General features: G+C 64.7%; 14 protein-coding genes. 8 read left to right on the top strand and 6 right to left on the bottom strand.

The window, feature by feature from the left end; genetic code table 11:
- Window positions 1-13: 13 nt before the first annotated feature.
- Window positions 14-1,231, bottom strand: a complete 1,218-nt coding sequence (locus ACF07D_RS09265) for an MFS transporter (protein ID WP_391504713.1) — start codon at window positions 1,229-1,231, stop codon at window positions 14-16.
- Between the two features lie 167 nt (window positions 1,232-1,398).
- Here ACF07D_RS09265 and ACF07D_RS09260 point away from each other — a divergent pair, with 167 nt between their 5' ends.
- The 4 genes from ACF07D_RS09260 (at window position 1,399) to ACF07D_RS09245 (ending at window position 7,205) form a co-directional block, all read left to right on the top strand.
- Window positions 1,399-2,589, top strand: a complete 1,191-nt coding sequence (locus ACF07D_RS09260) for a calcium:proton antiporter (RefSeq protein WP_391504712.1) — start codon at window positions 1,399-1,401, stop codon at window positions 2,587-2,589.
- Between the two features lie 147 nt (window positions 2,590-2,736).
- Window positions 2,737-3,222 carry a YbjN domain-containing protein gene (locus ACF07D_RS09255; RefSeq protein ID WP_119284095.1) on the top strand — a complete coding sequence of 162 codons (486 nt, stop codon included), beginning with the start codon at window positions 2,737-2,739 and terminating at the stop codon, window positions 3,220-3,222.
- 51 nt (window positions 3,223-3,273) lie between these two features.
- Window positions 3,274-5,175, top strand: a complete 1,902-nt coding sequence (locus tag ACF07D_RS09250; RefSeq protein ID WP_391504711.1) for an HSP90 family protein — start codon at window positions 3,274-3,276, stop codon at window positions 5,173-5,175.
- An 8-nt stretch (window positions 5,176-5,183) separates the two neighbouring features.
- Window positions 5,184-7,205, top strand: a complete 2,022-nt coding sequence (locus ACF07D_RS09245; RefSeq protein WP_391504710.1) for a hypothetical protein — start codon at window positions 5,184-5,186, stop codon at window positions 7,203-7,205.
- A gap of 74 nt (window positions 7,206-7,279) precedes the next feature.
- On the opposite strand, the gene ACF07D_RS09240 is transcribed toward ACF07D_RS09245, so the two are convergent.
- Window positions 7,280-8,347 carry an alcohol dehydrogenase catalytic domain-containing protein gene (locus ACF07D_RS09240; RefSeq protein WP_391504709.1) on the bottom strand — a complete coding sequence of 356 codons (1,068 nt, stop codon included), beginning with the start codon at window positions 8,345-8,347 and terminating at the stop codon, window positions 7,280-7,282.
- A gap of 118 nt (window positions 8,348-8,465) precedes the next feature.
- Window positions 8,466-9,026 (bottom strand): GNAT family N-acetyltransferase, encoded by a 561-nt coding sequence (locus ACF07D_RS09235; RefSeq protein WP_391504708.1) that lies wholly within the window; start codon window positions 9,024-9,026, stop codon window positions 8,466-8,468.
- Window positions 9,027-9,201: 175 nt separating this feature from the next.
- Here ACF07D_RS09235 and ACF07D_RS09230 point away from each other — a divergent pair, with 175 nt between their 5' ends.
- Window positions 9,202-10,383 carry a methyltransferase gene (locus tag ACF07D_RS09230; RefSeq protein WP_391504707.1) on the top strand — a complete coding sequence of 394 codons (1,182 nt, stop codon included), beginning with the start codon at window positions 9,202-9,204 and terminating at the stop codon, window positions 10,381-10,383.
- Window positions 10,384-10,443: 60 nt separating this feature from the next.
- A complete protein-coding gene (locus ACF07D_RS09225) occupies window positions 10,444-10,968 on the top strand; it encodes a hypothetical protein (RefSeq protein WP_255807926.1) in 525 nt (174 codons plus the stop codon).
- A gap of 13 nt (window positions 10,969-10,981) precedes the next feature.
- On the opposite strand, the gene ACF07D_RS09220 is transcribed toward ACF07D_RS09225, so the two are convergent.
- The 3 genes from ACF07D_RS09220 to ACF07D_RS09210 all read right to left on the bottom strand — a co-directional run bounded on the left by ACF07D_RS09220 (window position 10,982) and on the right by ACF07D_RS09210 (window position 15,482).
- The gene (locus ACF07D_RS09220) at window positions 10,982-13,591 is read right to left on the bottom strand and encodes a LuxR C-terminal-related transcriptional regulator (RefSeq protein ID WP_391504706.1); all 2,610 of its coding nucleotides are present in this window, start codon (window positions 13,589-13,591) and stop codon (window positions 10,982-10,984) included.
- A 130-nt stretch (window positions 13,592-13,721) separates the two neighbouring features.
- Window positions 13,722-15,032, bottom strand: a complete 1,311-nt coding sequence (locus ACF07D_RS09215; RefSeq protein WP_391504705.1) for a DUF1254 domain-containing protein — start codon at window positions 15,030-15,032, stop codon at window positions 13,722-13,724.
- Between the two features lie 27 nt (window positions 15,033-15,059).
- The gene (locus ACF07D_RS09210) at window positions 15,060-15,482 is read right to left on the bottom strand and encodes a hypothetical protein (RefSeq protein WP_391504704.1); all 423 of its coding nucleotides are present in this window, start codon (window positions 15,480-15,482) and stop codon (window positions 15,060-15,062) included.
- A gap of 306 nt (window positions 15,483-15,788) precedes the next feature.
- Here ACF07D_RS09210 and ACF07D_RS09205 point away from each other — a divergent pair, with 306 nt between their 5' ends.
- Together ACF07D_RS09205 and ACF07D_RS09200 are read left to right on the top strand one after the other, a co-directional pair.
- Window positions 15,789-17,429 carry a SulP family inorganic anion transporter gene (locus ACF07D_RS09205; RefSeq protein WP_391504703.1) on the top strand — a complete coding sequence of 547 codons (1,641 nt, stop codon included), beginning with the start codon at window positions 15,789-15,791 and terminating at the stop codon, window positions 17,427-17,429.
- Window positions 17,417-19,129, top strand: coding sequence for a SulP family inorganic anion transporter (locus ACF07D_RS09200; protein WP_391504702.1), 1,713 nt, complete (start codon window positions 17,417-17,419; stop codon window positions 19,127-19,129). Before ACF07D_RS09205 ends, ACF07D_RS09200 begins: the two co-directional genes overlap by 13 nt.
- Window positions 19,130-19,193 lie beyond the last annotated feature (64 nt).

Below are 19,193 nucleotides of genomic sequence, written 5' to 3'. Positions count from 1 at the left end.
TCGCGCCGCCCGGCTAGCCCTTTGTCAGCGCGGCGGTGTGCTTCGCCGTGGCGAGCCACCCGATGGCAGCCGCTGCGAGCAGCGCGGCGGTGAGCCCGAATGCCCAGTCGAAGCCGGCGACGTCGACGATCGCCCCCGCGATGAGCGGCCCGAGGACCCCGCCGAGGTCGCTCGACATGGAGAACGTCGAGACGACCATGCCACCGCGGCGCTGCCCGAGTATGTCGGCGAGGACCGCCTGGTGGCCAGGGTTCGCGAGCGCCGAGCCCGCGCCGGCGACGACCATGATCGCCATCGCGACCCAGAGCGATCCCGCGAACGGGAACGCGAGGAAGGCCGCGGCGAGCACGGCGAGCCCCAACGACAGGAGCGGCGTGCGGCCGATCGAGTCGCTCCACCGACCAGCGGGGAAGATGAAGATCGCGTTGCCCGCTGCGTACGCCGCGAGTACCCAGGCCGCCGTCGTCGCGTCGCCAGCGAACACAACGGCGACGAAGATCGGGATCAGTGACACCCGAACACCGAACGAAGTCCAGCCGAACGCAAATACCGAGAGCAGGAGTGAGCGGTACGTCGGCAGGGCAAGGGCATCTCGCAATTGCAGCTCCTCGCCAGCCTGGCGGGGGCCGTCGGCAGTACGCGGCAGCGCGTGCTTGCTGCGAAGCGCGATGGTGACGAGGATCGCGGCAGCGACGAGCGTGAAGAAGTAGAAGATGAATGGCGCGCGGATGCCGAAGCCTGCGACGACGCCGCCGAGCACGGGGCCGAGCAGGCCTCCGAGGAGGAAGCCCGCCGCGTTGACGCTCGCCACGCGGGCTCTGCCTTGCGGAGGACTCGCCTCGACGAGGAGGGCTGTCGCGGCGATGGTGAACATCGCTGACCCGAGGCCGCCGAGCCCGCGCAAGACGAGAAACTGAGGATAGTTCATTGCGAACGCCGCGGCGCCCGTGGAAGCGGCGACGATCAGGATCCCGGTCGTGTACGTCGCCCGCTCACCGAACCTGCTCACGAACCAGCCGCCGAGGGGCGCTCCCACAAGACGCATGAGCGCGAAGGCGCTCACGATCGCGGATGCTGCGAACGTGCTCACGCCGAACTCGAGCGCGAACTGTGGGATCGCTGGTGCAACGACGCCATAGCCCAGCGCGACGGTGAACCCGCCGGCGACGAGCGCCCACACCTCGAAGGGGAGCCGGACTTTCGGCGGCGTGTTCGCGGGCGATTTGGGCATTGAACGAGTCTATCGATCGCCGTCCGTGTGCACCGGCTGCGCATGGTGGCGACGGCCGTGCGAAACTCGCCTGCGGCGGCTAGACTTGAACGTACAATGCCGTCGGGACGACCCGGCGGTTCTGTGTTGTATGGGGACGGCCCCGCAGAACCGGGGAAGGCCTCGCGATGTCAACCACCACAGTTACACCTTCAGTCTTTCGGACAGTGCTCACTCCAGCGGCGCTAACGAAGCTCGCGCTTGGATGGGGGAGCGTGCTCGTCCTTGTGCTTGGCGGGAAGTTGCTCGACGGGGACCTGCCGACGCCCGTCCTGTTCACGATCCTCGGACTCATCGTCGCCGTCATCCTCGTTGCAGCGTCTGGTGTTGTCACCGAGGCTGAGCACCTCGCTGAAAAACTTGGCGACCCCTACGGAACCCTTGTGCTTACGCTGTCGATTGTGTTGATCGAGGTGATCCTCATCTCCGCCGTGATGCTCGGCCCCGGCGAGCACGCAACGATCGCTCGCGACTCGGTGATGGCGGTGTCGATGATCATTCTGAACCTCGTCATCGGTGTGTCGTTGCTTGTCGGCGGGCTCCGACACAGCAACTTGCGACCTAACAGGTCCGGTGTCTCCGCATACCTCTCGTTGCTTGTCGTGCTCGTCACCGTCGCGTTCGCGCTTCCAGCAATCATCGGCGTGAACGGCTCGTACACCGCGGGCCAGGAGATCCCGATCATCGGGCTGACCGTGATGCTCTATGCCTTCTTCCTTGTGCGCCAGATGGGTGCGCAGCGCGCCGACTTCCAAGAGGTCGTGCTCGTCGAACATGCGGAGACGATTTCCGCCGAGGGGGTGGGCGCCGCACGGACAGACAACGCCGGCGCCCAGAGCAAGCTCGCGGGAGCGCTCGCGCAGCACAGGCCCGAGCTCGTTGCACGCGCGATCCTGCTCGTCATGATGGTCGTTCCGATCGTGCTGCTCTCGCACGACATGGCGTCGCTTCTGGACGAGGGGCTCGACAGGCTCGGGGCGCCAGTCGCGCTCTCCGGGATCCTGATCGCGATGATCGTATTCCTCCCCGAAACGATCACCGCGATTCGTGCGGCGCTCGCCGGGGAGATTCAGCGCGTGAGCAACCTCTGCCACGGCGCCCTCGTCTCGACTGTCGGGCTCACAATCCCCGCGGTGCTCACTATCGGCCTCCTCACCGGCCAGACAGTGACGCTCGGCGAGGGGCCCACGAACCTTGTGTTGCTTGCGGTGTCGCTGCTGCTGACGATGACAACGTTCTTCGGCAAGCGGGTGACAGCGTTGCACGGTGCCGCGCACCTCTTCGTGTTCGTGCTGTACGGGCTCACGGTGTTCCAGTAGCGCTCGCCCGCGACACGCTTGCGGCTGCTGGCTCGGTGACGCTTCCGGGAGTGCGCTGAAGAATCTTCGGCCACCACCCGGAGGCTCGACGTGTTTGTCATTGAAACTGCCTAAACTGGAGAAACCGACCCGAAAGGAACGCCAATCATGGGTTTTTTCACGAAGGACGCTCCAGTCCCCGCCGCAGGTGGCGCGCTTAAGCCACTGTCGAAGGACCGCATCAAGCACTCGCTCGAGCAGGCAGGGTGGTCCTACAACGTTGACTCGGACGGCGACATCGGGGGCGGCTGGGAGTACGGCTCGTTCTATTTCTTCGTGAACGGCGACAACGACGAACTGCTCTGCGTGCGCGGTTTCTGGCGCGGCGAACTCGCCGAGTCCGACTACCTGAAAGCACTCGAGACAGCGAATGACTGGAACCGCGAGAAGCTGTGGCCGAAGGTCTACATCGCGCGCGACGACGCCGGCAACGTGCGCGTGAACACTGAGCTGAACGTCGACTACGAGCACGGCCTCACCGACGAGCAGCTCTCACAGCACCTGCTCTGCGTCATCAACACGAGCATGTCTGCGTTCGAGCGCATGAACGAGGTCTTCCCCGAGGCGTGGGAGAAAGCGAAGCCGCAGGACTAAGCGCCCTCGCCCTCGCCGTTTTCGCCCCACCTCGCCAACTCTAGGAATACTGTGTCCGAACGCTTTCAAGTCGACCTCTCCGGAATGGTTGACCTGCTCTCCAGGCACCTCTATTCCGGGCCACAGGTGTATCTCCGCGAACTCATCCAGAACGCGGTTGACGCGGTGACCGCGCGAGCGGCGATGGATCCGGCCGCGCTACTGCGGATCCGGCTCCAAACGGACGTCGATGCGGGCGGCAACGCGACGCTTGAAGTGTCAGACACGGGCATTGGCCTGACAGCCGATGAGGCGACTGAGCTGCTCGCCACGATCGGTCGTTCGTCGAAACGCGATGCGGCTCTCGGCACTGGCCGGGCAGAGTTCATCGGCCAGTTCGGGATCGGCATGCTCGCCGCGTTCATGGTCGCCGAACAGATCGAGTTCACCTCGCGTTCGGCGAAACCTGGCACGGTGCCAATCCGCTGGCACGGCCGCGCCGATGGCACTTTCGACGTGACCGAACTGCCTGACGCCGGCCCCGAGATCGAGATCGGCACGACTGTGCGACTCACCGCCCGCCGCGACACCAGCCACTGGCTTGCGAATGAAACCGTGCTCGGGCTCGCCCGCGAGTACGCGTCGCTGCTTCCCTTCGACGTTGCCGTCCGCGTGCCGTTCGAGGATGTTGGGAAGAGCGAGACACCCGAGACGGTGTGGAGGCGGGTCACGGAGCCCGAACTGCCGTGGCGCGTCGAGCACCCGAGCGGCTCCGCCCGCTCCCGTGCGCTCACCGAGTACTGTGAGCGCACCTTCGGGTTCACGCCGCTCGGCCACATCGACCTCGACCTCCCTGTCGCGGGCGTGACTGGCGTCGCCTTCATCCTGCCGCAGGCGGTGACGCCTGGTTCAGGCCAGCACAGGGTCTACATGAAGAGGATGCTCCTCAGTGCCCGAACCGATCGGGTGCTCCCGGAGTGGGCGTTCTTCATCCGCGCGGTGATCGACAGCGACACGCTCTCGCCGACGGCTTCGCGTGAGCAGCTGCATGACGACGAGATCCTGCTTGGCGTGCGCGATGCGCTCGGCGAACAGGTGAAGCGCTGGGCGCTCGACACGCTGCGCACTCCGAGCCAGCTCACACAGCAGGTGCTGCGGACGCACCATCTCGCACTCCGTGCGATCGCACTCACCGACAGCGACATGCTGAGTCTCGTCTCAGAGGTGTTGCCGTTTGAAACAAGCGACGGCCCCATGACGCTCGCGGCAGTCGCCGCACAGGGCGAACTCGTGTACACGTCGACGACAGAGGCATTTCAGCGCGTTGCCGCTGTCGCCCGCGCGCAGGGGCTCGTCGTCGTCAACGCCGGGTACGTCTACGACTCTGATCTGCTCGCGAAACTTGCGGCAAAGCCAGGCTGGAATGTGCGAGAGCTCACGTCGTCTGACCTCGTGCAGGTGCTCGGTATGCCCGGGGTCGAACGCGAGATGGCCGTCGCGGGCGCGCTCAGCCTCGCTCGCGGCGTGCTCGCCGATGAGGACTGCGACGCGATCCTTCGGGCATTCGAACCAGACACCGTGCCTGCGATGCTGCTGCGCGACTCTGAGGGCGAACACAAGCGAGATCTGGATCGCGAACGCGGCGAATCTCCCGACCTGTGGGACGGCCTACTCGACTCGTTCGCAGGGGAGAGCCAGGCGCGCACGCGCACTCTCGTGCTCAACGATCGCTCGCCTGTCGCACGCCGGTTGCTTGCGTCCCCTGGCGGCGACGTGTTCGACGCCGGGTTGCGCTCGCTGTACCTGTCAGCTGTGATGCTTGCAGGCGAGGGGCTACGCTCAGCCGAGTCTGCGGCGCTGTCTGATTCGCTCGGGGTGCTCCTCGATGCAGCGCTTTCCGCTCCAAGCTCCGCCACAGACGCGGCTCAAGGCCCCACCGCGGGCCCCGACTCGAACCCCGACTCCAACTCCTGAGGAGCGAAATGAACGCCGCACAAGAGCTGCACAACATCCGCCACATGCCCTACGGTACTGCCAGGACCGCGGCAGCCGAGGCCGCAGCCCGCAAGATCGAGGCAGACGGACCACAAGAACACCTCGCCGAGGCGCTTCTCGATCTCGTTGAGGCGTACACGTTTGGCGGCGAAGGAGCGAAATCTTTCGTCGTGTTCGCGCGAGCCCTGCGGCACTGGGATGCGAGCCCTGAGCTCTTTGACGCGAGTGACGAGCACAACCTGTTCTGGGAGTTCAAGTGGGTCGCAAGCGACCTCCCCGACTTCCCGCAGATTACTGCGGCTCAAGCGGAGGCGTTCCTCGACGACATGCAGCGGCGCTTCGAACTGCAGGGCAGCGGGATCTCTGCGGTGCTCGCCGCGCGCTTTGGCTGGGCGTGGCAGTCGGGCGCCACCGATGCCGAGCAACGGCGCCTCGCCTGGATCTCGAGCCCGCGCGACGATTTCGACGACTGCCATGCGTGCGTGATTGGCAGGCAGACCGACTTCTTCATGGAGCAGGGGCGATTCGCCGAGGCCTTCGAACTCGGTAGGACTCAGGACGGCAGGTGCAATATCGAGCCGGCGAAGACCTTTCACGCGACCGCGCTTGCGGCACTGAACCTCGGGCAGCCAGCCGAGTCGCTGAACTTTTACAATCGCGCGACAGCGAGTGATACCCGAGCGAATCGCGACCTCGCCTCCTCGCGCGGTCAGAGCTTTGAACTGCTCGCGCGTGGCGGGCACTTCGAACGCGCGCTCAGGGAGTTGCGGGGCGACTACAGGGACATGCTGACTGACCCGCCATCACCGCTGCAGCACCTGCGGTTTCTGCTCGGGCTGCTGGCCGGGCTCTCAGCGAACCTCGACAGCGGCGAGCAGTCGACAGGAATCTCGCTGCCTGGTGTCGGGCAGCAGGGACGCGACATGACAGTTGCCGAACTGCACGCGTGGGCACTCGGCAAGTCGCGCGGATACTCATCGGCGTTTGACGCGCGCTCGGGCACAACATATTACGCTGACCTCGTTGAGCGGGCGCTCGCGGCGGAGCGTGCCACATCACCGCTCGACTTTGGACCGGCATATGGGGGTGCGGGCGAACCCGCTGTCCAGGCCGTGCCGACAAACTCTGTCGCTCCTGTAGCAACGCCCGACGCACCGCCACAGCGCTCGGGGCTCGCTCGGCTGTGGAGCAAGCTCACAGATAGCGGCACGTCGGTTCATGAACCGGAAGCGGCGCCGGACGCAGCGATCGGCCCCGACTCGCTGCTTGCCCGGGCAGAGGAAGCCGCAGCGCGAAAAGACTACTCGGCAGCCACTCGCGATTATGCAGAGGCGATCACCCCACTTGAGACGGCAGGCTGGCTCGAACGAGCTGGACTCGCCGCGGCGGAGGCGGCGCAGTGTGCGACTCTCGACAGGAACGAGGAACGCGCCCACGCGCTTTTCGGCCGCGCACTCCCGCTGCTCCGCTCGGGCGGTGCCGACGCAGGGACCCTCGCTGCGATACTCGCCGCCTGGGCTCCTGTCGCTGATCGCATGAACGACGCCGAAGCGCAGATTCGCGCGACTGCGGCCGCGCTTGCTGCGCACCCAGAGCTCGACAGGGCGGGGCTCACCGAGGAACTCGCTGAGAAGCGCGCACAGGAGTGGGGCATCGAACGGGCGACGCTTCGTGACACGCTCGCTCGGTCGCTTGCAGCGACCCGCGGCCGCTCGTTCGGTGACGGTCTCGACAGCGAACGGGCCGCCTCGGAGGCGCTCCGCGCCGGCGAAGAATTTGCGCAGCTCGGCATGCTCGCCGACGCATCCCACGCATTCTGGCTGGCAGGCAAAATCCACCGTGACAGGGGCGACACCGAGGCAGCGGTCTGGGGGCTCGAGTCTGCGTTCGAGGGGTTCAGTGCCGCGAAGAAACGCAAGGAACGGTTGCTTGCGGCCGGTGAACTCATCGCGCTACTTAAAGAAACCGGACAGCAGGATCGCGCGAGCGCGATTGTCGCTCAGCTCTAGTAGATCCCCTACTTGCGGTGGTCGTGCGGTTGGCCCGGCGGAGAACGCCGAGTTCACCGCACGACCGGAGCTCGCTAGCTCATCGATACGAGGATCTTGACTTCGCTGCGGTCGTGCAGCAGCTTCTCGTAGCCGTCCTTCACGATGTTGTCGATGGTGATCTTGCTCGTGATGAACGGGGCGAGGTCGACGAGTCCCGTGTTGACGAGCCTGATCGCCTCGGCGTGGTCGTTCGCGTAGCCGATTGCGGAGCCGAGCACCCGATCCTGCATGGTGAGCTTGCCTGTGACGTCCAGCTCGTAGGGTCGCGTGTGCAGAGCGATCACCTCAAGTCGGCCGCCCGCCCCGAGAGCGTCGAACAACTGATCGAGTACCACGCCGACACCGGCAGCGTCGAACGCGAAGTCAGCCATCGCGCCGCCTGTCTGTTCGCGCACGACATCGCCAAGCCCCTCAACTGAGGGGTCAACGACAACGTCGGCAACACCGGTGTCTTTCGCCTTCGCGCGCCGCTCAGGGGAGACCTCGCTGACAATTGTCTTCACGCCGTACGCACGGAGCACAGCTGCGGTGAGCAGCCCGATCGGGCCCGCCCCGCCGACGACGGCTGTCTTTCCCGCGGCGTTGTCGGCACCGGCATGGCGGACAGCGTGCAGCGCTACAGCGAGCGGCTCGAGCAGCGCGGCCTGGTCGAGCGGCATATCGCCAACCTTGTGTACCCAGCGTTTCTCAACGACGATGTGCTCGGACAACCCACCGCCAAGGCCCGAGATGCCGATGAACCCCATCTTCTCGCACAGGTTGTACTTTCCAGCCTTGCAGGCGTGGCAGACGCCGCACACCATGAGCGGTTCGACGGCGACGCGATCGCCGATTGCGATTCCGGTGACGCCCTCGCCGACCTCTTCGACGACGCCCGAGAATTCGTGGCCGAACACGACTGGGAGGGTCTCGCCTGAAATTGGGTGTGCGGCGGTGTCGGTCGGGGCGGGCGGCATCGGGCCGTCATGGTAGAGGTGCAGATCGCTGCCGCAGATCCCGTTGTACGCAGGCGCGATCTTCACGGTGCCTGGGCGCAGCGCTGGCTCTTCGATCTCCTCGATGCGGACGTCATTCTTGCCGTAGTAGCGTGCAGCTTTCATTCCATGCCTCCTGAGCGGTGCGTCGTGTGAACACCTCCAGACTATGAAGGCCGGATCAATCCGTTCTCAGGGGCGGGGGATAGGCTTGAGGCTTGACCAGCTGGCTCGCTGCTGCCCGCTACGGGGCGTGGGTCGCGAAGCGGTGCATCGCGTCATCACCCTCGCCGTCGAGGCCTTCGTACGTCCATCCGATCGCTTCGAAGAAGCGTCTCGCACCCTCGTTTTCCTGGTCAACGAACGCGATCCATGAGTCTGTCGCGGGATGATCGGGCCAGGCCATTGTCGCGTTGATGGCTGTTCGCCCGAGTCCGAAGCCCCGCCGCGCGGGGTCGATCGCGAGGTCGGTGATCGCGTGGCCGGTCTCGGCCGCTCTGTCGCCCGTTACCGCGTCCTCGGCGCCTCCTCCGGCTCTCGGGTCGGCTTCGGGTGCGCCCCAGACGACGCCGACGAGTGCAATGGGCGCGAGCTTGCCGGTGGCGGGGTGCGCGGCTTCGATGACGAGCTCGACGCCATCGTTCTCAGTGAGCACGTGTTCGAGCCACTCGTTGTCGAGCGGGCCGAGCTCGGTGTTGAGCGTCTCGTCCTCGAACCACTGGTGAATCCACTCCCAGTCGTCCCGCACCATTCGCCGTGCGACGGCGCTGCCAGCTGCGCCCTGTGAACCAAGCTGCTCTGCCATGCTCTGAATGTAGCACTGCCGGACGCTGCGCGCGACGATCTATGAATCCGCCGCAGCGAGCCAGCTCAGCACGTCGGCGGGGTGCCCGCCGGTAGACTGGGTGATGTCTTTCGTCGTGTCGCGCCTGCGCGGCTCACGGCCCCACAGAGATCCGACCGGAAGGCGGCGCCCGATCATGCAACAGCATCCCGCTCGAACGGCAGTGACCTGGGAAGAGCGTGGAGCGCAATCGTCGGCGAAGTGGTTGAGCGCGAGCGAGCGGCCAGCACCGAAGCACGTCGTGTTGGTCGACGACAGGCTCACTGCTGACCGCGCCATCGGGTTTGCCTCGCAGGGAACGGCCATGCTCTGGCAGGGCGACTTTCAGGGCGCAAAGCAGATCCTGAGCGCTATCGGCCGTCGCCTCACGAAGCAGGGCGCGAGGGCAGGTAAGCGCGGCGCAGCGCCCGCGATCGCGGCGGAGCAGTTCTACCGGATCCGGCAGACGCGTGCTCAGCGCTCTCGGATGCTTTCACTGATCCTGATTCCCCTTGAACTGCAGTGTGGCGTCGTGAGCATCCCGCTGCCGCGCGCGCCCGAGGTCGATGCGGCTATCCGGTTCGCCTACGGGGAGCTTGCCTTAGGCGAGCAGGATCGCGCAGTTGTCAGCCTCCAGGAACTCGTCGGCGTGCTGAGCGCGCATCAGTGGTACGTGAACGGGGTCGACGTGCCGAGCCTCGGAGCGAAGATCCACCCCCACTATGGCACGTTCATGCCGACGCGCCACGAGTATGTCGACCTCGTTGCTACCGCGCCACTTCCGGCACACGATCTCGCCTTCGACATTGGTACCGGTACTGGCGTGCTCTCGGCAGTACTCGCGAAGCGTGGGATCGGTCGCGTCATCGGCACCGACGTGCAGCAGCGGGCGGTTCACTGCGCGACTGAGAACTTCGAGCGTCTCGGTATCGAGGAGGTCGCGGAGGCACGAATGTGCGACATGTTCCCCGACGGTCGGGCCTCGCTCATCGTCTGCAACCCGCCGTGGCTGCCGGGCAGCGCGGCCACCTCGCTCGACGCGGCGATCTACGATCCCGGAAGCCAGATGCTGCTGAGCTTTCTTGCCGGCCTGCCGAATCACCTGTCGGAAGGGGGCGAGGGCTGGCTCGTCATCTCCGATCTCGCAGAGCTCCTTGGATTGCGCACGCGGGTGATGCTGCTAGACGCAATTGCCCGCGCCGGGCTCGAAGTGATCGACCGTCTCGACACGACGCCTGCCCACGGCCGCGCGTCTGACGCCACTGACATACTGCATGCGGCGCGATCCCGCGAGGTTACTTCGCTGTGGCGGCTCCGCGTCGCGGCGACCGCCGCCTAATTCGAGGCGCGACGTCTGTCGGATATCATTGTGTTGACCATGAACAAGGAAGCGAGCGACATGTCGGAACCCTCTCGCGAGGAGGCGGAGCAACCTGACCTCCTGCAGCAGGTCCATCTGTCGACCGAGGAGGGGGTGTACGGCCTCATTCTCGTCGCGGGACTCATCGCGGTGGCAGGTTCGACTGGCCAAGGGCCAGTCCAGACGCTCGCGTTCATCGCGATTACTGTCGGGGTCTTCTGGGCGGCTCACGTCTACGCTGGAACAGTTGCTGCGCACAGCGGCAACGCGGCTGCGCACGTGTCACTGGGGGTCGCATTCAGGCACTCCCTGACCCGCTCCCGCGGGCTTCTCACTGCTGTCATACCTCCCGCGATTCCGCTGGTACTCAGCGCGCTTGGCGTGTTCGAGGCGCGTACAGCGGATTGGCTCGCACTGTGGGCGATCGTTGGAGTGCTCGCCATCCTGGGCTACCTTGCCTACTCACGGAAGGGCGCGGCGATCCATGTTCGCTTGATCGGTGCGGCGTCAACTGCGGCATTCGGGATCGTGATCATTTTGGCAAAGGCCCTGCTGCACCACTAGCCGCCAAAAGCGGCTATCGGTTCAGCTTGTGTGCCCGGACGGCCTCACGTCGAGTATTGACCCCGAGCTTTCGATAGATCGAACGTTGATGCGAGCGAACCGTGTTCACTGAGACATGCAGCTCTGCAGCGATCTCCTCCGCAGTCATCGTTGTCGCCAGATAACTGAAAATCTCTCGTTCGCGAAGCGATAGCTGCGAGGGTGCAGGGGAGTCCTGCGTCCCGCCCGAGGGGCGGTAGGCGAGCCGGGCCGCGATGAAAGACTCGAACTCAGTTCCCCACGAAGAATGCTCTGTCAGCAGCTCGCGCCCGATGTCATCGAGGTCAACGAACGGGGCAATGATCCCTTCTCGCGCGGCGACAGCAAGACTGCGCTCGAGACGTTGGTGCGCAGTCGCGCGGTCACGGCGTGACCACGCGACGGCAGCTTGGGTGAACTGCGCGCTTGCGTAGGTGTAGGAGACGACTTCCTGTTTGGTGATGCCCCCGAGCATTGCCATCACCTGATCGTGTTTCCCGAGTCGCCGGTACAGCTCAGCCGCGAGCACGAGTGTCGTGGGAATGCTCTGCCAATCGACGATGCTCTCGAGTTCCCTGAGCGCGCCCTCCTCGTCGCCGCGGGCCATAGCGAGGTGGGCCGCACCGATCCGACGATAGGCAGGCCACGGCACCCCATGCTTCTCGCTGCTTGAGATCTCTCGCAGCATCTTGGCCGCCTCGTCGATCAGGCTGTTGTCGTGTAGCCGTGCAGCGGCGAACGCAAAGTGCACGCGCGCGAGCGCGGCGTATGAGCTGTCATGGCCGCCGTGAGCGTGGAGTTCTCGCCCGAGTCTCACGACAGCATCGAGATCATTTCTCCAGAACGCGATGAGCACCGCCGCCATCACGTCGATGCCGCCGTCGTAGTACTCCCATTCGATGAGGTTCTGCACGCTCAACAACTGTTCTAACGTCGACTGTGCTTCGGCGAGTCGCCCGCCAACGGCGAGTGCGAGCGACAGGTTCGCGGTCGCGCGGTCGGCGAGCACCGCATGCCCCGCGTCTCGTGCGCCAGACGCGGCCGACGCGAGCAGGCTAATCGCCCGCGAGGGGTTGCTGCGGAGCCGCATCGACGACCAGCCAACGAGAAATACTCCGTGAAGATACTGGCTTGTTGTCATTGGCGCGCTCGTCAGGAGCGCGTGCGCGTGTTCAACCGCGGTCTGCAGTCCGGTCTGCTCGTGGATGAGGAAGAGGTCTGCGAAGGCCGCTGTTGAGTGGGCGAGTGCTTGCGGGTCGGGAGGGTTTTGCCGGAGCGCACTTCTGGCCTGGGCCGCAAGCATCTCGGCGCTGTGCCGGTCTCCGAATACGTCCAGCACGCAGGCGCGGATGAGCTGTAACGAAGGAACGCTGTCCCACGGGGCGGGGAACTGTGCGCATGCGGAGTTCAGCGTGCCGGCCTGCCCGCCAGTGATGAGTTGCAGCCAGTTTTGCTCGACGATCTGAAGCCCATACTCAGGATCGTGAGATGCGAGTGCGTGGTTGACGGCCTCTGCCGGATAGCGAGTTGAGAGCCACTCGGCAGCACGTCGGTGCAGCTTGGAATACCCACTCGGGTTGTTGCGTGCCTGAATCGCTTGACAGTGGCGTGCGAAAGCCGAGTGCCATCGGTAGACGGTGGTGGATGTGGCGTGCTGGAACCTGTCGAGGAAGAGCCCGAGACTGTGGCATTCCTCAAGCAGCGCGGCGGCGTCTGAGCAGCCAGTGAGGTGCTGCGCGAGGTCGCCCGTGAGCCGGCCGCACGTTGTCGCCGCGACAATGAAGTCACGCAGCGACTCGTCGAGCCCGCCGAGCACTGCTGACTCGACGTAGCGGGTGATCGTCTCGGTTTCAGCCGATTCGTGCTTCGGGTAGGCGATCCCGCTCTGCAGCGCGAACTGGACTGCGACTGGCCACCCCTGTGTCTCGTCCCACAGATCTGCGGCCTGGAGGCTCTCTCCCTGGGGCCCCGCGAATTGAGTCGCGAGCTCCTCGAGTTCGTCGGCTGTAAACGAGAGGCGCTGCGCGTCAATGATGGTAGCGGAACCGTGCGCGAGTTCGCGTGCACACCAGGTACGAATGTCTCGTGAGGCAGCGACGATCAGCCGGAGGCGGCCTCTCCCGTGCGCGATCAGCGGCAGGATCACGGCTTCGAAAGCTGTTGCGGAGGTGAGGTGCGCATCGTCAATGACGAGCACGGTGTCGGGGAAATCGCTCAACACGAGTTCGAGGAGTTCCACAACCGCTGGCTGTGCGAGGATGTCACCGTCTTGCAGCCTGCGAAGCAGCGTGCTCAGCGGCGGTACCTCTGGCGACACCCTCGCGAGCGCCGTGAGCACGCCAGATAGCAATTGCGCCGCCTCGGTGTCGTGGGAAGACACAGTCAACCACGCGGTTGGCGAGGTTTGAGTACGTGCCCACAGCGACAGTGCGACTGTCTTCCCATATCCAGACGGAGCCTCGACGATAACAGCCGCATGGGTGGCAATGTCGTGCGAGAGAGTGAGGTTCAGCCGCTCGCGCATCATCCACCCGTTGCGGGTGTCCGGGGGCGTCGCAAAAAACCAGGCCGTCGCTGAACGCCCCTGTGACTCTGAACCCCCCATGCTGGGAATTCTATACAGACCTTGGCCTGTGCACAGTCACGACACAGGATCCGGCGGGTTGCTGGGGTGGGGGAGAGCAACCCGCCGGAATCTCGCGCGTGGGGAGTGCCCCTGCGCGCGACGTCCGGCGCTAGCCGGCGTACTTCACGACGGGCGGGACCCTGTACTCGCCGCGGACCATCGTCTCGTCAGCACCGTAGGCCCGCAGGATCACAGTGAACGGGCCCTCCGGTGCAGGCAGCCAGTTCGCGCGAAGCGCAGGATCAGTGGGCTCGGAATGGGTGAAAGCGAGCGTCAGGCTTCCGTCTTCGCCGTAGACGAGGCCGTCGGTTCGATCGCCGATCGAGTAGCGCGAGATCGGGTTCTGGCTCAAGTAACGGATTGGCAGCGTGTACATCGTCGCCGACCAGAAGAACCGCGCCTTCGGGAGCTCATCGGCATCAAACCGCACGGTGTATCCGGGCGACCCCTGAAGGAACTCTCCCGTCGGTTCGACAAGCCAGCCGCCATACCATGATTCCTCAGGCGGCAGCCCGTAGAGCCCAATCTTTGCCCCCTGGTTGCGGTCGTCATACTTGCCAGACATTTCCTCGCGAGTGCCGAAGAGCCCAAGATTTGACTGCATCGTCTTCTCGCGCGCCGACATCTCCGCGAGCGCCTGTGCCTGGCCCGCGGTGAATGCCGCCGCGGCTTCTGCGGTGAGTTGCTTCGCCGCAAAAGTGCCAGTACCGTCGAGACCTATCTCCGCCATCCGTGCGCGGATCTCGGCGTCTTCTGGAAGCACAGGCGAGAGCCCGAGCAGGAAGTCAAGGGTATCGAAGAACCACAGCCCGGCCGCGCCCTCCTCGTCCCAGACCGGCCACTCAAGCTGCTGAGCTGCGGGCGGGGCCGGCTCGCCGAGGAAGGCGCTCAGCGGTTGAACCTCGTACGACGACTGAACAGCGGCGAGGCTATCTATGCCGTCGTTCGTGAGCTCCGTGCGGGTCGCTGACATTGCAAAGTCGGTCGTGACTCTGATCACTCCCGAAATGCCGGCTGGAACTTCGCCGCGCCAGTTCGGGCCGGCGACGAGATATGAGCCGGCGCCCGAGCCGGTCAGCCGCGTGCCGATGTAGCCCGAGTAAATCGTGTACAGGTCGGCGATCGGGATGATGTAGTACCTGTCGATCTCTGGGACAGTCACGACGACTGGCTCCGCCCGGAGGTCGAACCAGATCCAGGAGTACGGCGTGTCGTTGTTCGGGGTAATGACATCGCGACTTTCCGGAGTGGAGGGCTCACGGTAGTGGCGGTACACGCCGAACCCGCCGAGGAAACGTGGATCTGTCGCATCGATTGCCTGCGCGTACATGGTCCTGTAGCTTTCGACCATCGCGTAGCCAAAACGGACCGCGTCTGTGGCGCGTGCAGAGATCTCCGCGCTCGTCATTTCATTCAACATTACGTCTCCTCGGCGATTGCGTCGCGGTTAGCTGCAGGCGAGTGACTTGTCGAGCCCCTGCTTGGCTGTCTCGATGCCAGCGACTTCTTCCTGGAGCGAGGCAACAGCATCAGGGATTGTCATGTTGGGATCGATGTTTGTGACCGCCTTGTCGAAGTCGGCCCAAGCGCTCTCGAGCGCCGAGTCCCTGTCCTTGTTCACCTCGACGAGTGCCTCCTGCAGCTTCTCGTACGACCCGCGAACGTCGTCGCGGGCAACGTTGATCTCTTCGATTGTGGACGAGGCGGAAAGCGACGCACGTGCATCATCAACGGTCGTCACGAATGCGGTGTACGCGTCGCATGCTGCGCTCTCGTTCTCTTCTGGGGCGGGGGAGCTGCACGCCGCGAGAGTGAGTGCGAGCGCACCACACGCGAGAAGCGAAACGGAACGGGAGAACGTTGTGGCCATTGAAGTCACTTTCTAATCACACAATGAGGGGTTTCTCCCGTCTATCGTCCGTTGGACCGGCGCCGGCGGCCACCTCTGAAGCAAAACGTCATTAGCAATTGATGAGAGCTTCCAGTCGACCGTGAGGAGAAGCACAGATCCTCAATTTCAGGTGAATCGCAGCCAGAATCGTGTGCCCAGTGCGATCCACTTGGCAGAGTTGACTCGTAGCAGTGTGAACCTTTGGCGAACGCCCATGGTGACTTGACGACAGACGGTGAAGTGAGTGATCCCACGATGAGCAGATGGCGCGGCCCCCTGCGCGGCGTGACCCGAGAGAATATCGGCCGAGAGATACTCGCGGGAGTGACGCTGCTTGCGATCGCAATTCCGCTGAACATCGGCTATGCCCAAACGGCCGGGCTGCCTGCAACCGCGGGGCTCTATGCACTCGTGTTTCCGGCCATCGCGTACACGTTCGTAGTATCTTCCCGGCAGGTCGTCGTCTCGCCCGACGCGGCGGCGGCGGCACTCGTCTTCTCGTCGCTCACCGCGCTGGGGGTGGCCGGAGAGAACTTTGCCGTGATGGCCGCAGCACAGGCCGTCTTGAGCGGAGCGATGTTCATTGTCGCCTCGCTTCTCAAGCTGGGCTTTCTCGCGAGCTTTCTCTCGAAGCCGATCTTGATCGGCTTCGTCGGTGGTTTGGCGCTCGACATCCTCGTGAGTCAAACGGCCAAGATGCTGGGAATTAGCGTTGCTCGCGGCGGTGAGTTCGTTGAAAAGGCGGGAGAGCTCCTCGGTTCGCTCGCAGAGGTCAACCCGTGGTCGCTCGGAATGAGCGTGCTCGCGATCGCGATCCTGCTCGGCGGCAGGCGCTTGGCGCCAATAGCGCCGTGGGCCCTCGTCGTGCTCGTGCTCGGAAGCCTCGCAACATGGTGGCTCAACCTTGAATCACGCGGCGTCGCAGTGCTTGGTGAGGTTACCGCCGGACCACCAACTTTTGCGGTGCCGCATATCAGCGTTGCGGAATGGCTCAGCCTGATCCCCTCTGCGCTCGCTCTCACGATGGTGACCATCGCCGAGGGGCTGCTCGTGTCACGCTCGTATGCTGAGAAGAACGGGTATCGAACGAAGCCCAATCGCGACCTGTTCGCATTCGGCACCGCGAACGTCATTGCTGGCCTGTTTTCGTCTTTCGCCGTGGGATCATCAACGTCCCGGACCGCGGCGATGGATGCCGCGTCGTCGCGCACCCAGCTTCCGACACTGGTGACGGCCGTGGGGGCGCTACTGCTGTTGCTCTTCGGGACGTCGATCCTGGCAACGATACCCGCGCCCGCCATTGGTGCAGTCGTCGCGGTTGCCGTCGTCCGGCTACTCGGCCTCGGAGAGCTGAAGGCGCTGTGGGCGCAGTCGCGGTCCGAGTGCCTCGTCGGAGCGTCCTGTTTCCTCGGAGTCTTGGTACTGGGGCCCCTCGGTGGGTTGGGGCTCGCGTTTGTGCTCTCACTCGTGAACCTCGCGCGTCGAGCCGCGCACCCGCGCATCGACCTGTTGGGGCCAGCGGACGGCTCACCGGAGGGAGCCGAGACTGTGTTCGCCGCGCGGAGCGACCTTGGTGAGACGGCTCCAGGCGTGGTCATCCTGCGTTTTGCAGCTCCCGTGTTCTTCGCAAATGGGGTGGAGATCGCCGAGGGCGTGAAAGATCGGGTCCGTCTGGCACCCGTTGAGGTATCCGCCGTCGTACTCGACCTTGAAGGCGTCAGCGACATCGACGTCACTGGCGCTGAAGCCCTGGCAGGAGTTCGAGAGTGGCTTGAGCGTCGCGGCCTCTCTCTCAGCTACTCGAGAGCTCGCTCCGAGCTGAGGGGCAGGCTTGCACACTTCGGGCTGACCGAACGAACCGCGATGTTCGCGACAAACCGCGAAGCCGTCGACACGTTGCGTACGGACACCGAATGCGCGGGGTAAACAGCGCCGCGTGGCGGGCAGTGCGAAGCTACTTGCGACGGTTCGGGAACAAGACGACTGTCGCCTCCGACGTGAAGGCTGGGCTCGTGCTCGGTGTCGAAAGCGTGCCCGACGGGCTTGCGGCAGGGCTTCTCGCTGGAGTCAACCCAGTCTTCGGCCTCTATGGGTACCTGATCGGTACGATCGGCGGCGCGCTGGCCGCGGGTTCCGTGTTGATGACCGTGCAGGCAACCGGCGCAATGGCCGTCATCATCTCGGACGTGCCCCAGACGCAGTCAGGAGACGGGGCCGGCATCGCCCTCGCGACGCTCGCGTTTCTGACGGGCCTCACGATGTTCGGGCTGGGGCTTGCCGGCGCGGGGAAACTCGTTCGGTTCATCCCGACAGCGGTGCTCGTCGGTTTCATCAACGCGGTCGCGGTAAGTATTGTGCTTGGGCAACTGGACACTGTCACGGGCTACACGAGTTCGGGGGACAACCGGGTCGCTCGGGCGCTTGACACCGCGCTTCACCTATTCGAATTCGACTGGCTCACCGTACTTGTCGGCCTTGTCACGATAGTGCTTGTGCTTGTGCTTGAGCGAACCCCGCTCGGAGCGCTCGGGATGGTCGTCGCAGTTGCGGTGGGGTCGGGGGCTGCGGCGCTTCTCGGTCCGGGGCGCATCGCGCTCGTCTCAGACGTCGCCGAGATACCGAATACCCTGCCTGGGCTCGCGCTTCCCGACCTCTCGCTCACCCTCGAGCTCGTCGTGCCCGCGCTCTCGCTTGCCCTCGTCGGCCTCGTCCAAGGTGCCGCAATCAGCAGCTCGATTCCCAACCCAGACGGCAGGTACGCTGACCCGTCCGCAGACTTCCGCGGGCAGGGCCTCGCGAATCTGGCCACAGGACTGTTTCAGGGCATGCCTGTCGGCGGGTCGATGTCGGCCACCGCCCTCGTGCGGTCCGCCGGTGGCCGCTCTGCCCTCGCAAACCTCGTTGCCGCGATTGTCATGGCGCTCGTTATCCTCCTGCTTGGCCAAGTCATCGGGTTCATCGCGATGCCCGCGCTCGCCGGGCTGCTCATCCTCGTCGGTATTCGCACCGTGAAACCACGCGACATCGCCATGGTCATGCGCACTGGTCCGATCCAGCTCACCGTGCTCACCGTGACGTTCGTGCTCACCCTCATCATCCCGCTGCAGTACGCGGTGATCGTTGGGGTTGGCCTTGCGATCGTGCTGCACGTCGCCAGACAATCCAATCGAGTCGTGGTGAAACGTTGGGAGTTCGGCCCGCATGCACAGCTCCCGGTTGAGTCTGAGCCACCACGTGTGCTGGCCAAGTCGGAAGTCGTGGTGCTCGTGACCTACGGCAGCCTGTTTTTCGCATCGGCGCCCGTCTTTAGCTCGCAGCTCCCGGAAGCGAGGGGCGACTGCACAGGCACCGTCGTGATTCTTCGGTTGCGCGGGAAGGACGAGCTGGGAAGCACGGTGATCAAGGTGCTCGAGAAGTACGCGGCTGATCTTCGAAGTGCCGGAGGAATGCTCGTGCTCGCGGGGGTGAATCAACGAGTCCACAGACAGCTACGTGACACGAAGGTCCTTGAGCAATTGCGGGCCGAGCGCGTCTTTACCGAGAGCCCACAGCTCGGCGAATCGCTCCAGCGCGCACTACGCTACGCCTCAGAGTGGCAGGCCACACAGCAGGAGGGATCCGAGTAGCTCCGTGTGCGCGCGCAGGGGCTCCACGGTGGGTTCACCAATGATTGATGAATTCTCGCGGCTA

The sequence above is a fragment of the Leucobacter sp. NPDC015123 genome, from assembly GCF_043080205.1.
Classification (GTDB): Bacteria; Actinomycetota; Actinomycetes; order Actinomycetales; family Microbacteriaceae; genus Leucobacter; species Leucobacter aridicollis_A.
The sequence above is the reverse complement of the archived record's forward strand: the minus strand, read 5'-3'. Positions and strand labels throughout refer to the sequence as shown.